At 63.2% G+C, this 12,397-nt stretch carries 19 protein-coding genes; 11 read left to right on the top strand and 8 right to left on the bottom strand.

Annotated features, from left to right (window positions below; translation table 11 throughout):
* Positions 1-95 precede the first annotated feature (95 nt).
* On the bottom strand, positions 96-581 hold the full coding sequence (locus ACEN8U_RS10680) for a hypothetical protein (protein WP_310109066.1): 486 nt from the start codon (positions 579-581) through the stop codon (positions 96-98).
* A gap of 276 nt (positions 582-857) precedes the next feature.
* Between ACEN8U_RS10680 and ACEN8U_RS10675 the strand changes: the two genes are divergently transcribed.
* Positions 858-1,298, top strand: coding sequence for an Hsp20/alpha crystallin family protein (locus ACEN8U_RS10675; RefSeq protein WP_310109064.1), 441 nt, complete (start codon positions 858-860; stop codon positions 1,296-1,298).
* Positions 1,299-1,322: 24 nt separating this feature from the next.
* Positions 1,323-1,730 (top strand): Hsp20/alpha crystallin family protein, encoded by a 408-nt coding sequence (locus ACEN8U_RS10670; RefSeq protein WP_013591859.1) that lies wholly within the window; start codon positions 1,323-1,325, stop codon positions 1,728-1,730.
* 88 nt (positions 1,731-1,818) lie between these two features.
* Here the strand turns inward: ACEN8U_RS10670 and ACEN8U_RS10665 are convergent, their stop codons facing one another.
* Both ACEN8U_RS10665 and ACEN8U_RS10660 read right to left on the bottom strand, forming a co-directional pair.
* Positions 1,819-2,910: a glycosyltransferase family 4 protein gene (locus ACEN8U_RS10665; protein ID WP_310109061.1), complete on the bottom strand. Its 1,092-nt coding sequence runs from the start codon at positions 2,908-2,910 to the stop codon at positions 1,819-1,821.
* An 88-nt stretch (positions 2,911-2,998) separates the two neighbouring features.
* Complete coding sequence (locus ACEN8U_RS10660) at positions 2,999-3,172, bottom strand: hypothetical protein (protein WP_310109058.1); 174 nt, start codon at positions 3,170-3,172, stop codon at positions 2,999-3,001.
* A 197-nt stretch (positions 3,173-3,369) separates the two neighbouring features.
* On the opposite strand from ACEN8U_RS10660, the gene ACEN8U_RS10655 reads away from it, so the two are divergent.
* The 6 genes from ACEN8U_RS10655 (at position 3,370) to ACEN8U_RS10630 (ending at position 6,046) form a co-directional block, all read left to right on the top strand.
* Entirely contained in the window at positions 3,370-3,912 is a 543-nt protein-coding gene (locus ACEN8U_RS10655) for a DUF4142 domain-containing protein (protein ID WP_310109055.1), read from the top strand.
* 170 nt (positions 3,913-4,082) lie between these two features.
* A complete protein-coding gene (locus ACEN8U_RS10650) occupies positions 4,083-4,235 on the top strand; it encodes a DUF6496 domain-containing protein (RefSeq protein ID WP_013591863.1) in 153 nt (50 codons plus the stop codon).
* A 51-nt stretch (positions 4,236-4,286) separates the two neighbouring features.
* Entirely contained in the window at positions 4,287-4,715 is a 429-nt protein-coding gene (locus ACEN8U_RS10645) for a GFA family protein (RefSeq protein WP_310109052.1), read from the top strand.
* Between the two features lie 58 nt (positions 4,716-4,773).
* Positions 4,774-4,899, top strand: a complete 126-nt coding sequence (locus ACEN8U_RS10640; protein WP_013591865.1) for a hypothetical protein — start codon at positions 4,774-4,776, stop codon at positions 4,897-4,899.
* Between the two features lie 168 nt (positions 4,900-5,067).
* Complete coding sequence (locus ACEN8U_RS10635; RefSeq protein ID WP_013591866.1) at positions 5,068-5,361, top strand: DUF6723 family protein; 294 nt, start codon at positions 5,068-5,070, stop codon at positions 5,359-5,361.
* A 61-nt stretch (positions 5,362-5,422) separates the two neighbouring features.
* The gene (locus ACEN8U_RS10630) at positions 5,423-6,046 is read left to right on the top strand and encodes a ParB/Srx family N-terminal domain-containing protein (RefSeq protein WP_310109049.1); all 624 of its coding nucleotides are present in this window, start codon (positions 5,423-5,425) and stop codon (positions 6,044-6,046) included.
* A 35-nt stretch (positions 6,047-6,081) separates the two neighbouring features.
* On the opposite strand, the gene ACEN8U_RS10625 is transcribed toward ACEN8U_RS10630, so the two are convergent.
* The 3 genes from ACEN8U_RS10625 to ACEN8U_RS10615 form a co-directional block, all read right to left on the bottom strand.
* Positions 6,082-6,621, bottom strand: coding sequence for a low affinity iron permease family protein (locus ACEN8U_RS10625; protein WP_310109048.1), 540 nt, complete (start codon positions 6,619-6,621; stop codon positions 6,082-6,084).
* 89 nt (positions 6,622-6,710) lie between these two features.
* Positions 6,711-6,926 carry an FmdB family zinc ribbon protein gene (locus ACEN8U_RS10620; RefSeq protein ID WP_013591869.1) on the bottom strand — a complete coding sequence of 72 codons (216 nt, stop codon included), beginning with the start codon at positions 6,924-6,926 and terminating at the stop codon, positions 6,711-6,713.
* A 58-nt stretch (positions 6,927-6,984) separates the two neighbouring features.
* A complete protein-coding gene (locus ACEN8U_RS10615; RefSeq protein WP_310109046.1) occupies positions 6,985-9,150 on the bottom strand; it encodes an ATP-binding protein in 2,166 nt (721 codons plus the stop codon).
* Between the two features lie 203 nt (positions 9,151-9,353).
* On the opposite strand from ACEN8U_RS10615, the gene ACEN8U_RS10610 reads away from it, so the two are divergent.
* On the top strand, positions 9,354-9,572 hold the full coding sequence (locus ACEN8U_RS10610) for a DUF2795 domain-containing protein (protein ID WP_013341490.1): 219 nt from the start codon (positions 9,354-9,356) through the stop codon (positions 9,570-9,572).
* A gap of 151 nt (positions 9,573-9,723) precedes the next feature.
* Here ACEN8U_RS10610 and ACEN8U_RS10605 read toward each other — a convergent pair whose 3' ends face one another.
* Positions 9,724-10,152 (bottom strand): hypothetical protein, encoded by a 429-nt coding sequence (locus tag ACEN8U_RS10605; protein ID WP_310109044.1) that lies wholly within the window; start codon positions 10,150-10,152, stop codon positions 9,724-9,726.
* 168 nt (positions 10,153-10,320) lie between these two features.
* Between ACEN8U_RS10605 and ACEN8U_RS10600 the strand changes: the two genes are divergently transcribed.
* Together ACEN8U_RS10600 and ACEN8U_RS10595 are read left to right on the top strand one after the other, a co-directional pair.
* Positions 10,321-10,581 carry a hypothetical protein gene (locus ACEN8U_RS10600; protein ID WP_310109041.1) on the top strand — a complete coding sequence of 87 codons (261 nt, stop codon included), beginning with the start codon at positions 10,321-10,323 and terminating at the stop codon, positions 10,579-10,581.
* 49 nt (positions 10,582-10,630) lie between these two features.
* Entirely contained in the window at positions 10,631-11,158 is a 528-nt protein-coding gene (locus tag ACEN8U_RS10595; protein ID WP_310109037.1) for a GNAT family N-acetyltransferase, read from the top strand.
* A gap of 115 nt (positions 11,159-11,273) precedes the next feature.
* Here the strand turns inward: ACEN8U_RS10595 and ACEN8U_RS10590 are convergent, their stop codons facing one another.
* Entirely contained in the window at positions 11,274-12,335 is a 1,062-nt protein-coding gene (locus ACEN8U_RS10590; RefSeq protein ID WP_013591874.1) for an alkene reductase, read from the bottom strand.
* Positions 12,336-12,397: the final 62 nt, after the last annotated feature.

The raw sequence follows: 12,397 nt of genomic DNA, 5'->3' as shown, positions 1-12,397 counted from the left end.
CAGGCTTTTTTATTCATGTACGGCGAGGCTGGCTCGCCGGTATTGTGTGGTAACAGACGTTGCCTGGAATTTATCGCGCGATGCTGAAGGAAATCTTAAGGCTGCGCGCGAGCCGCGAGGCCGCCGTGTTTCGCGTCTGCTGCAAGATGGCTCGTATCGGACAAGCCGCGGGGGCGGTCCACGTCCTCTTGCGCAGTCCGTCTGATGGGCGGCAATCCGCTGATCTTTTCGGCCAGCATCCGCTCGTACACGCCGAAATGCAGATCCACTTCCTCCTGCGTCACCACCGTCACGAAAATGCGCACCTGTGACGGCAGCAAGCCGAGCACCGTGGCAATCGCCGCTTCCAGTTGCGGGGCGCACAGGCGGTCTTCGGCGAAGGTGGTGCCCACCGAGATGTCGTACGCTTTCTCTTCTCGCACCGCAACATCCACGAGGCGCGCGCGAGCGCTCATGTTGTTCTCGATGGCAATGCGTATCACGTCGACGGCGGTGCGCATGCCCTCGGTGGGAAACCCTCTTGGCGAGCGCAGGCACACGCGGTGCCGTCCCAGAGTCAGCCAGTCCGAATCGAATTCCATGCCTTTCTCCGACACTTGTTTGATCTCGCACGACTATGTGGTTTCGCCTCTATTTTTCAAGGGCAAAAATTTGCAGGAAGGGTCTTGAAATCGTGTTGGGCGGATTTATTTTAGATTCCGCTCAGTGAGTGTTCCGGGCACGTAGAGAAGTAGACACGCCCCTTCCGGCGGCGCGCTGCATGCCCGATTTGTCTGTCAGCGGGTGCGGGCAGGCGGAGCGGAGCGCGTTGTCCCCGTCCGTCTCCTCGCCCCGGCACTACCGAGGAGGAAACGATCATGAGTGACCTTTACTTCGCGACCGACCTGTTCAGTCAGTTCGACCGTCTGCAGCAGCAGATGTCGGCGCTGTTCGGCGGTTTCCCTTCGAGCATCCGCTCCGGCCGCCTGCCGGCCTTTCCGCAAATCAATATCGGCACCACCGACGACTCGATCGAGATTGTCGCGTTCGCGCCGGGCATCGATCCGTCGCAACTCGACGTGTCCATCGACAAGGGCTTGCTGACGATTGCCGGCGAGCGCAAGCGCGTCGCGCCCGAGGGCGACGAGTCCACGCGTCAGTACGCGCAGGAGCGGTTCACGGGCTCTTTCCGCCGCGTGATCGAACTGCCGCAACAGGCCGATCCCGACAAGGTCGAGGCACGCTACTCGAACGGCTGTCTGTCGATCAGCGTCGGCAAGCGCGAATCGTCCAGGCCTCGCGCCATCGCCATTCAGTAATCATCAGCCGTGATGGAGGGAATCATGAGCGATACGACTCAAGTCGTTCAGAAGGATCAGCAGCCGGTGGCACGCGGCGAACGCGAGCAGGCTGAGCCGCGTGCGACGCTTACGCCGCCCGTCGACGTGATCGAAAACGCACATGGCGTCACGCTGTGGGCGGATTTGCCGGGCGTGTCCAAAGAGAAGCTGGAAGTGCGCGTGCACGACGGCAATCTGCATATCGAAGCGGAGGCAAGCGTGCCGACGCGCGCGGGCCTGCGTCTGCAGCATGCGGAAATCCGGGCGCCGCATTTCAAGCGTTCCTTCACGCTGGGCGCGGAATTCGACACGTCGAAGATCGAAGCCAATCTGCAGGACGGCGTGCTGAAACTCGTCATTCCGCGACGCGAAGAAGCGCGGCCACGCCGAATCGAAGTGAACGTCGGTTGATGCCGTTTGCCACGGCCCCGTTCTTGGGGCCGTGGTTTTGTCACGCCGTGATCGAGTCCGGCGATTCGGCGAGCGATTTGCCGGACGTTTAGCCGCATACCTGTGCATCGGCGTCGCTATCGGACGCCGGCACTGCCGCGCGCATGCCCGTTCCCGCGATGAGGCGCTCGTACACGCGCAGGTAATCGTCGGCCATACGGGTCGCCGTGAAGCGCGCTTCAAATGCGCGGCGGCATTGCGCGCGATCTATGTCGCCGATGCGCGCCACGGCCCACACGGCCTCTTCCACGTTATCGACGATAAAACCGCTGACGCCGTGCTCCAGAACTTCGGGGACCGCGCCGCGTCCGAACGCAATGACCGGCGTGCCGCAGGCCATTGCCTCGATCATCACCATGCCGAACGGCTCGGCCCATTCCACAGGAAAAAGCAGTGCCCGCGCGTGGCGCAGCAATTCCTTGCGCAGCGTTCCGCCGACTTCGCCGAGATAGTCGGTGAAATCGCGCGACCGCTGGAGCAGCGGTTCGATCTGTTTTGCGAAATATTCGCGTTCACCGGGATGCAGCTTGCCCGCCATCTTCAACGGAAGCCCCGTGCGTCTTGCGATGTCCACCGCCAGGTCGGGCCGCTTGCCGGGCATCAGACGGCCGAGAAACAGCAAATAATCGTCGGGCAGCGGCTGGAACTCGAATTCGTCGCGCGGCAGGCCGTGATGGACCGTCGCCAGCCAGTTCGCGGACGGCACCGGCTTGCGCTGATCGTCGGAGATCGAGACGAGCGGCGCCGCGGCGAATTCGCGAAAGAGCGGCCCATGATCCACCGGCAGTAACTGGCCGTGCAGCGTCGTGAGCGACCTGCACGGCAGCGACCGCGCGAGCGGAAAATGCAGCGGGTCGCCGTGAAAATGCACGACGTCGAACTCATGTGCGAGATGCGCGACGCGCGCGAGCTGCCGTACATGATGCGTGAGCGTGTCCCACACGGCCGTGTCGCGCCATAGCCCCCGCTCGCAGATCGGCACGAGCCGCGCTGCGGTGCTGGAGTCGGCCGTGGCGAACAGGGTGACGTCGTGGCCGCGTCGAACGAGTTCTTCGGTCAGGTAGGAAACCACGCGCTCGGTCGCCCCATAGGCAAAGGGCGGAACGCTTTCGTACAGGGGTGCGACTTGAGCGATTCTCACAGGCTATCGTGTGTTGAGGTTGAATGGCGGCCGCGTCCGCGAAACAAGGCGGGCGCGGCCTTCGCGGCAGGCTTCAGGACGGCAGGCTTCAGGACTTGTCGTTCTTCACTTCGGACAGGTCGCTTTCCTTCACTTCCGCTTGACGGACGGTGGTGCCGTCATCACCGGTTTCGGACACGTCGGTTTCGAATGTCCGTTCGCCGGATTCGCCACCGGCTTCGTTTTGCGTCGACTCGTCGGGACCTTTGGGTTTCGTAGTCATTGCGTTCTCCCTCTGTTTGGTTGGAAGGCAAAGGCAACCAGCAAGGGGCGGTCCCGCAGCCGTGCCCGCGTTCGAGCGCGAGCACATAAAAAAACTTGCTCGCGTGACGCGGCGCGGCATGCGGGTTGCTGCGCCTTCAGTGTCGCAACGAACGTTGCGCCACTTCGCTACCCGTTCGAACTTCAGTGAGGAAACGCATGAAGAAGATGACAGTCATTGCACTAGCGTGCGGTTGTTTCAGCCTCGTTCCGGTCGCTGCGAACGCGCAGACGGAAGCCGCCTCGACCACTGCCGCCAACCCGCTCCCGCAGGTGGACAAAGACTTCGTGCAGGCGGCCTCGATGTCTTCGTCGACGGAAATCGACGCTTCCAAACTGGCGACCAAAAACTCCAGCGACAAGGACGTGAAGTCGTTCGCGCATCACATGATGATCGATCACACGAAGCTGACGCTCGAACTGAAGATGGCCGCGCCGCATGGCGTGGAAGTGCCGAAGGACAATTCGGATACGAGCGTGCTCGACGCGCTAAAGCCGTTAAAAGGCAAGGAATTCGATCAGGCCTATATCCAGAAGGTCGCCCTCGAGGGGCACAAGAAGACGATTGCCGCCTTCGAAAAGGAAATCGCCGACGGGCAGAACGCGAAACTCAAGGAAGCCGCGCAGAAGGGGCTGCCTACCATCAAGGAGCACTATCAGCGCGCGCAGCAACTCGCGTCGAAGAAGGGCGTGTCGGAATAGTCACAGGCAACGGCTGCACTCGCGCGACGGCTTGATGCGGCGGCGCCCCGGCGTGTCCGACGCCCCGGTGCGCAGCACGCCGTGTGGCACGTGGCGTGCTGCGTTTTCAATAGCAGCCGTGGCTTGCCGCGGTTGCGTCCCGATTAACGCGTCGACTGAAGGAGAGGATCATGCCGCTGAAAAGAGGAACATCCAGAGAAACCGTGTCGCGCAACATCAAGACCGAAACGAAACATGGCAAGCCGCATAAACAGGCGGTCGCCATCGCGCTGAATCAGGCCCGCAAATCGGGGGCAAAGATTCCGAAAAAGAGTGACAAGTAGCGCGCGAACCACGCTCCATTGACATCGCAACGCCGGACCGGAGGCTGCAGCATGAGCACTGAAGGCGCTCAACACAATCAGGGTGGAAAAACCGAGCAGACAGGCGGATGCGCGTGCGGCGCCGTGCGGTTTCGCGTGAGCGCCAGGCCGCGGCGCGTATCGCTGTGTCATTGCATGACGTGCCGGCGCATACATGGCAGCGCATTCGGCGCTTATGCGATGTTTGCGCGCGATGCTGTCGAGTTCTCCGGTCTGATCCATGTATGGCAAAGCTCGCCTGAAGGACGGAGGTATTTCTGTCCGACGTGCGGATCGGTGGCCTTCATGGAATATGTGGGAAGCGATGAACTCGACGTCCCGCTCGGCGCTTTCGATAACGTCGGCGTATACGAGCCGGGTTACGAACTGTGGTGCTGCCACAGGGAGCCGTGGTTGCCGAAAGGCGTACGTACGGAATATGCGGAAGACAGTCCCCGATAGTCTCGCCATGCGGCAGGGGACGCGCCGCAACAGGTACTTTTGATCAAAAGGAGTCGAGATGAGCGATCCGAAGCAGTCCAATGCACAACCTGGCAATCCGAAGAATGCCGGCAAGCAGAACGGCCAGCAACAGCAGAACCAGCAGAAGACGCCGCAGCACCAGGGCGGACAACGTCAGCCCTGACTTTTTGTTGCAAGCGGTAGCGGCGTCGCATTGCGGACGCTGATGTCCCGGCTGACGGGAAAGAGCGCGGCGCGCATTCGATGTGCGCCGCGCCCGCGTATGCGCGAGCGCCATGCGCCTTTTTTCAAGGCCCCTAACCAGTCGACGATAGCAATTGCAGGCATTGAGATGGTGAGAAGGAAGCTGCACTTTCACAATAGTTCGCTGCGGGCCCTCGCATCGCCGGACGGTATCGCCACCAGCGCAAGCGACTACAGGATCTACCCGACGTATCGCCGCACCGCGACCGGCACGTTTACCGGGGATCTGAAGGTCGTGCGGACGACGGACGACCGCCTGATCTTCCCCTACGACGGTGCGCCGATGATCGGTCCGTTCGACACCGCGCTCGAAGCGCGCGAGGCGGCGGCGCGCAAGGGCGCTGAAGTGGTCGCCGCGGATTTGCTGAACCCGGAACCGTGAGGTGCGCAAAGCGCGCAGCCACGCCCCGCACGAATAACAGGCTGCAGGCAGGGAGACAACAATGAAGACGCTGGAAATCGAGCGTATACGGCCAACTCAGGTGACGCACGGCATGCGCGAGGTGCGCGAGAAGACGCGTTCCTACCAATCGCTGAGCGGTCGCGATCTGAAGATGGCGATCGCCGAAAAGCCGGTTCCGATCGTTCTCGGGCCAGGCGGCGAAGCGTTTGCGACCGATCATCACCACGTGGCCGCGGCGCTGTGGCACGCGGACATCAAGTCGGTACCGGTCGTGCTGGTGAAAGACTTGTCCGCCTCCTCGCCGGCCGAATTCTGGCTCGCGCTCGAGGACAATCGCTGGGCGTATCCCTACGATGAGCGCGCCCAGCGAGTGCCCTTCGCGCAAATGCCATTGCATGTATGGGAACTGGTCGACGACGAGTTCCGCAGTCTGGCCGCGTCGGTGCGCGAGGCCGGCGGTTATAGGAAAACGAGCGTGCCGTTGGCGGAATTCCGTTGGGCGGATCTGTTCCGCAAGCTGCTGCCGCTTCCGGCAAACGACGAGGAGTACGAAGCACTAGTGAAGCGAGCGCTGGACCTGGCGAAGAGCGAGGCGGCGCTCGGGCTGCCGGGTTATAGCGGGCCGGACAGCGGGCCGGACGGCAACGGCCCCGACGGCACCTAGCCCACTCGCGGCGCCGGTCCTGCGGGACGCCTTGATCAGGCGCTCTCGTTTTCCTCCTTGCCGCTCTTCACCTTGTCCACGGCGGTTTTTTCCACGCACGCGTCGACGTCCACGCTTTCCCTGCCGTGCGCGCCCACGCGGCTGGCGAGCCGCAGATAGGCGGCCGCGAGGCGCCGTAGATCGTCCTCGGAAGCGTCTTCGATACCGATCAGCTGATTGTTCGCCGCGCGATGCGATGCGAGCAATTCGTTCAGCTTGAGATGCATCGCGACGCTGTCCTTGTTCTGGCTTTGCTGGATCAGAAACACCATCAGAAACGTGATGATCGTGGTGCCGGTGTTGATCACCAGTTGCCACGCGTCGGAGTAGTGAAAGAGCGGGCCGGTGATGCCCCATACGATCACGATGATGATCGCAAGGCCGAAGGCGATCGGCGATCCGGCAATGCGCGTGACGGAACTCGCGAACGTGTCGAAGGCGCGCGTGACGGGATTGCTTGCTGCATAAGCGGGGCTGGAGGTCGGCGGAATGGTCTCCATGCTGTCCGCGCTGGAGCGCACCTTTGCTGGTTCCATCTTTACTTCTCCCGGAGTGGTTCTGCTCGATGGATAGCACGCTTCGTGCCGACTGCGGGAGCCGTTGCCGGTAATCTTGACGCGGCTGGTCAGCAGCAGGAGCACCCGCCCCGGTGCCGCATGCCATAACTGCCGGTTTCCTCGCTTGCTTGCGCCGAACCGCCGCCCAGCGACGGTGCGCCGATCACCACGCGTGCGGCGGCATTTCCGCATTGCGGGCAGGGCGCGGGCTCGTCGCGCTCGGCAATGCGGCGGACTGTTTCAAAGTTGCCGCACTCGGCGCACGCGTAGTCGTAAACTGGCATGGGTGTCGATCGGTGAGAAGAATGATGAAGGGCCGTTAGCCGTCGTGAGAGCCTTAGTTTAGTCGACGTCGGTCTGCGGTTGCTCCAGCTTCGCACGCACGCGCTCCGCGAGTACTTCCGGAGAGAACGGCTTTCTGATCACGTCCATGTCGACGAGCGCGTCGCCCGGCGCGTAGCCGGTGACGAGAATGACGGGCATCCACGCATAACGCTGCCTCACGGACTCTGCGATCTGGCGTCCGTTGAGCGCGCCGGGCAGGGCCACGTCGCTGATCAGCAGATCGAAACGGGCGCCCGCATGCAGGAGCCGCAACGCCGCGGCGCCGCTGTCCGCTTCCAGCACGCGATAGCCCTGTTCCCGCAGTTGTTCGGCTGTGACTTCGCGGACAATCTCTTCGTCCTCGACCAGCATGATGGTTTTCGCCGGGTCTTGGTGGTCCTCTTCCGCATCTTCCCGTTGCACGGAGGCCGGCATGCACAGGCGCACGGTGGTCCCTTTGCCGAGCGCCGTTTCGATCTGCACGATGCCGCCGGACTGCCTCACAAAACCGTAAATCTGACTCAGGCCGAGGCCGACGCCCTGGCCTGACGGCTTCGTCGTAAAGAACGGTTCGAACGCGTGCTCCATGATTTTCGGCGACATGCCCGTGCCGGTGTCGGACACCGCGATGCAGCAGTAACGGCCGGGTTGCGCGTCTTCGAAGTCGGCGACCTCGGCTTCGCTCAGGATCACCTCGCTCGTGCTGATGGTGAGCCACCCGCCGTCCGGCATCGCATCGCGCGCGTTGACGCACAGATTGACGAGCGCGCTTTCCAGCTGGGTCGGGTCGCATTGCACGAGCCATGTGCCGTCGCCGAGTTTCAGTTCGACGTTGATGCCGGCACCGACCACCCGGCGAATCATGTCCTCCATGTCGTGCGCGATGGCATCGAGGCTGACGAGCCGCGGCTCCAGCGTCTGCTGACGGCCGAACGCAAGCAGACGGTGCGTGAGCGTCGCCGCGCGCACCGCGCCTTTTTCGGCGCGCTCCACCAGAGTGACGACGTCGGTAGGGCGGCCCTGTTGCATGCGCACGCGAATCAGGCTCAGGCAACTCATGATCGCCTGCAGCATGTTGTTGAAATCGTGCGCGATGCCGCCGGTCAGCTGGCCGATCGCCTTCAGTTTTTCGCTGTGACGCAGGCGCTCTTCCGCGCGCGACCGTTCGCGCGTTTCCTCATGAAGCGTGTCCAATGCCCGCTGCAATTCGGCGGTGCGCTCGGAGACGCGCCGCTCGAGTTCCTCGCCGCTGCGTTCGAGCGCTTCGCGTATGCGAGCCTGGTCCTCGATGTCCGTCGATGTGCCGAGCCACGTCACCGTGCGTCCTTCGGGGCGCACCGGTCTCGCGCGAGTCTGGAACCAGCGGTAAGCGCCGTCCGCGCGGCGGATGCGGTGCGCGACCGCATATTCGCCCTTCACCTCGCACGTGCTCCACGCGATCATCGTCGCGTCGCGGTCGTCGGGATGAATCGCGGCGAGCCATCCGAGCCCCCGGCTGATCTTCTCCGGCAGGCCGCTGTATTCGATCCATTGCGGACTGTCCCAGGTGCGCTCACCGGTGCTCGTGCAGGTGAACACCAGTTGCGGAATCTGCGTGGCCAGCATGCGGTAGCGTTCTTCGCTTTCGCGCAGCCACGTCGCGTGCTTGCGGGTTTCTGCGGCGATTCTGAGCCGTTCGACGGCCGCGGCGAGCAGGTTCGCATAGGAGCGCAGGAATTCGGTGTCGGCGTCGTCGAAGTTGCGCGGATGGCGGCTGTCCACCTGCAGCACGCCATACGCGGGCCGGTCCTTGCCCCCGAGAATCACCACGTTGATGAGCGCCTTCACCCCCGCATCGACGATGAACTGCGAATAGCGAAAGCGCGTTTCATTCGCGATGTCGGGCGAAATGGCGGGCTTGCCGGTTTGCAGCGCATAACCTTCGGACGAGCCGCGCTCGGCGCGCGCCTTCGCCACGCCCACGACGCCAGGCGGCCAGCCGACGCCCGCGCGCACGAGCAGCGTGATACGGTCCTTCTGCAATTCCATCACCTTCGCCATGTCCGTTTGCAACGCTTCGGCCACAAGACGACACGCTTCGGTGAGGATTTCGTCGAGGTCGTCAGAGCGCAGCGCGAGCTCGCCGAATCGCGCGAGAATCGCCTGCTGGTTCACCAGAATTGCTTCGCGGTCCGCAGTACTCACGGCAAGTTCCTTTGCTTGCTGATGGAGACGAAAGTGGGCCGCCCCGAGTGCGGCGGCCCGCTTCCGTACTACGAGCCAGATTCATTCCCGCTACCGCCATCTAACGTTTCACACTCGTGCTGCCACGCGAGGCGCGCATGCCCGCGAGGAACGCGCCATGCTGCACGTCTGCCACCCGATTAGCGAACCCCAAGGAGATGCATATGGCGTCCAATTCGAATTCGAACGGCGGCCCGATTCGCAAATTCATCGATGTCCAGAAAGCGCTCAAGGGCGCCTCGTATCCCGCCGACAAGGCGAGTCTGCTGGATACGGCGAAGGGCAACGGCGCGGACGACGAGGTGCTCGACGCGCTCGAACGCTTGCCGGAGCAGGAGTACGGCAGTCCCGCGGAAGTTTCGAAGGGCGTGGGCAACGAGTAACGTGGCGTGGACCGGCGCCGGCAACGATGTACGAGGCGCCGCGTCCGCTGTCAAATCTGCAAGCGACGGAAGTAACTACAAGTTGAAGTAAATCGCGGCAATCGCGCGTGCAACAGGGGCCGTGGCCGCGCGTTGCACAGGCGTGTGAGCATCACGTCTGCGAAAGTTCGGCGAGCATGACCGAGAGCGTGCCGGCTTCGTTCTGCACACCGGCGTCGAGATTGATCGCGCCAGGCGTTTCCGATTCGATTGCCCGCAGCAGACGCGGCGTGAACGACGCGCCGAAGCTCGCAATCATCGCTTCGCGCTTGCTGTCGTCGGCTTGCGCAAGCTGGCGCAATTCGCCGAGCGGCACGCCGACGAACAGATTGAGCGGGTAGGGCGGTGTGTCGGCATCGCGTGGGTCCGGGCGACCAGCGTCGGAAGCCGGTGCGCGAATGCGCAAGCCCGGTTGCAGATGCGCCTCGAATTCAGCCGTCACTTCGTAGTGGGGTGCGAAGTTGAGCGACGTCTTCGCTTCGCTCTCGAGAAAGGGTGCAACGCCGTCGAGGCGCGCGAGTTCTTCGTCGCTGAGCAGCATGATCGGTTTTCCTCCTGCGTGTCGAACCAAGACGAGATTAGCTTCGAAGCAAGCCGCTTGCCGGGGCGAGCGCCATGCCGCGCGCCCACGCGCGGGCACGGCCGATGCTGCGGATATCGACTAACAGAGGCCGCGCGCCGGGCGACGGCGAACCAAACGGGTGCTACCATGCATTGGAATGTGAAAAGCGCGTTGCTGGCTGTCTGGATCGCCGCACTAGCTGTGAGCGGCTCGGGCTGCAAGAAAGTGGACGACACCAGTAAGGACACCCTGAGTTCCGGGAGCAGCGGCGTAATGAGCAATTCCGCCGGTGCAAAAGGAACCAGCGGTGAGAGCGACGCCGCGAAGCGCGCGAGCGATGCCGCGGCGGCGTCCGGCCAATCCGGCAGCGCGGCGCCGGCAGCTTCGGCTGCTTCGTCGAGTCAGTAACGCGTTAAAGCACGGCGAGTTCACGATCAACCCATCAATTGCGATCTGCATGCAGCCATCCAGCGACATCGCTTTCCGTTTCGCCGCGCCTGACGATGCCGAAACCGTTCGCACCATCGAATTCGACGCGGGCCTGCGCTTTGCGAGTGTCGGCATGGCGGGCATTGCGGATGCGCCGCCCATGAGCCTTGCGCTTGTCGAGCGCAAGATTGCGGCGCGCGAGATCCTCGTCGCGGTGGATCGCGATGGGACGTGTGCCGGATTCGTGATGTTCGAACCGCAGCCCGCGCGTATCTATGTTCAGGAGCTGGACGTTCTCACTTCGCATGCAGGGCGGCGCATTGGCGCGGCGCTGATCGACGAGGTCGCGCAGCTTGCGCGTTCGCGTAGGCTCATGCAACTGATTCTGTCGACGTATCGCGAGGTGCCATGGAATGCGCCGTATTACCGGCGTCTTGGCTTTAGCGATATCGAAGAAGCCGACCTCGACGCCGCATTGATTGCGCGACGCGAAGCGCATATCGCGCGCGGTCTCGACGAATCGAAACGCGTGTTCATGCGCCGCGATCTTGCCTGACACGCCACGCCGCGCGATGCAGACGCGAGGCGTGGCGGGACGGCACAAGAAAACGCGGCGGACGCCGCCGGAGTTTTGCTCCGGCCACGCCCGCCGCTTGTTGCTTCAGTCTTGCTTACTCCACCGTTTCCAGCGCCGGATAATCGACGTAGCCGGTTTCGCCGCGTGCATAGTAAGTGGACGGATCGGGCTTGTTCAGCGGCGCGTTGGTCGCAAAGCGGCGCACCAGATCCGGGTTCGCGATGAACAACTGACCCCACGCCACCGCATCTGCCTCGCCGGCGTCGAGCACTTGCTGCGCGGTTTCCTTCGTGAACTTTTCGTTCGCGATGTACGGGCCGCCGAACGCTTTCTTCAATTGCGGACCCAGGCGGTCTTCGCCCAACGCTTCGCGCGCGGCAATGAACGCGATCTTGCGCTTGCCGAGTTCGCGCGCCACATAACCGAAGGTGGCTGCCGGGTTCGAGTCGCCCATGTCGTGCGCGTCGCGACGCGGCGCGAGATGCACCCCGACGCGGTTTGCGCCCCAGACGTCGATGCACGCGTCGGTGATTTCGAGCAGCAGACGCGCGCGGTTTTCGATCGGGCCGCCGTATGCGTCGGTACGCTGGTTGGTGCTGTCCTGCAGGAACTGGTCGAGCAGATAGCCGTTCGCGCCGTGCACTTCCACACCGTCGAAGCCTGCTGCTTTTGCGTTCTCCGCGCCCTTGCGGAATGCCTCGACAATGCCGGCGATTTCATCGAGTTCCAGCGCGCGCGGCGTCACATATGGACGCTCGGGGCGCACGAGGCTCACGTGGCCTTTCGCGGCGATGGCGCTCGGCGCGACCGGCAGTTCGCCGTTCAGGAACAGCGGATCGGAAATACGGCCCACGTGCCACAGTTGCAGGAAGATCTTGCCGCCTGCAGCGTGCACGGCCTTCGTCACGAGCTTCCAGCCTTCCACCTGTTGCTGCGACCAGATGCCCGGCGTTTCGGCATAGCCCACGCCTTGCGGCGTGACGGAGGTCGCTTCGCTGATGATGAGCCCCGCCGTGGCGCGCTCGGCGTAGTACTTTGCCATTAGCGCGTTCGGCACGCGGATTTCCTCGGCGCGCTGGCGCGTAAGCGGCGCCATGATGATGCGGTTGGACAACGTGAGGTCGCCAATTTGCAGCGGATCGAAAAGAGTCGGCATAAATGTTCACCTTTGGCGAAGGCGCGGACGCCTTGCCGAAAAATAGTTGCACGGCAACGAGA

Origin of the sequence: Paraburkholderia phenoliruptrix, assembly GCF_047325075.1 — a bacterium.
GTDB lineage: Bacteria > Pseudomonadota > Gammaproteobacteria > Burkholderiales > Burkholderiaceae > Paraburkholderia > Paraburkholderia phenoliruptrix.
This window is presented reverse-complemented; position numbering and strand designations above follow the sequence as displayed.

Coding starts and splice junctions, on each gene's coding strand:
- ACEN8U_RS10675 (WP_310109064.1), top strand. CDS start 858: ATGAGTGACCTTTACTTCGCGACCGACCTGTTCAGTCAGTTCGACCGT.
- ACEN8U_RS10640 (WP_013591865.1), top strand. CDS start 4,774: ATGAGCGATCCGAAGCAGTCCAATGCACAACCTGGCAATCCGAAGAAT.
- ACEN8U_RS10600 (WP_310109041.1), top strand. CDS start 10,321: ATGCATTGGAATGTGAAAAGCGCGTTGCTGGCTGTCTGGATCGCCGCA.
- ACEN8U_RS10595 (WP_310109037.1), top strand. CDS start 10,631: ATGCAGCCATCCAGCGACATCGCTTTCCGTTTCGCCGCGCCTGACGAT.
- ACEN8U_RS10670 (WP_013591859.1), top strand. CDS start 1,323: ATGAGCGATACGACTCAAGTCGTTCAGAAGGATCAGCAGCCGGTGGCA.
- ACEN8U_RS10630 (WP_310109049.1), top strand. CDS start 5,423: ATGAAGACGCTGGAAATCGAGCGTATACGGCCAACTCAGGTGACGCAC.
- ACEN8U_RS10610 (WP_013341490.1), top strand. CDS start 9,354: ATGGCGTCCAATTCGAATTCGAACGGCGGCCCGATTCGCAAATTCATC.
- ACEN8U_RS10620 (WP_013591869.1), bottom strand. CDS start 6,926: ATGCCAGTTTACGACTACGCGTGCGCCGAGTGCGGCAACTTTGAAACA.
- ACEN8U_RS10635 (WP_013591866.1), top strand. CDS start 5,068: ATGGTGAGAAGGAAGCTGCACTTTCACAATAGTTCGCTGCGGGCCCTC.
- ACEN8U_RS10645 (WP_310109052.1), top strand. CDS start 4,287: ATGAGCACTGAAGGCGCTCAACACAATCAGGGTGGAAAAACCGAGCAG.
- ACEN8U_RS10605 (WP_310109044.1), bottom strand. CDS start 10,152: ATGCTGCTCAGCGACGAAGAACTCGCGCGCCTCGACGGCGTTGCACCC.
- ACEN8U_RS10660 (WP_310109058.1), bottom strand. CDS start 3,172: ATGACTACGAAACCCAAAGGTCCCGACGAGTCGACGCAAAACGAAGCC.
- ACEN8U_RS10680 (WP_310109066.1), bottom strand. CDS start 581: ATGGAATTCGATTCGGACTGGCTGACTCTGGGACGGCACCGCGTGTGC.
- ACEN8U_RS10650 (WP_013591863.1), top strand. CDS start 4,083: ATGCCGCTGAAAAGAGGAACATCCAGAGAAACCGTGTCGCGCAACATC.
- ACEN8U_RS10590 (WP_013591874.1), bottom strand. CDS start 12,335: ATGCCGACTCTTTTCGATCCGCTGCAAATTGGCGACCTCACGTTGTCC.
- ACEN8U_RS10655 (WP_310109055.1), top strand. CDS start 3,370: ATGAAGAAGATGACAGTCATTGCACTAGCGTGCGGTTGTTTCAGCCTC.
- ACEN8U_RS10625 (WP_310109048.1), bottom strand. CDS start 6,621: ATGGAACCAGCAAAGGTGCGCTCCAGCGCGGACAGCATGGAGACCATT.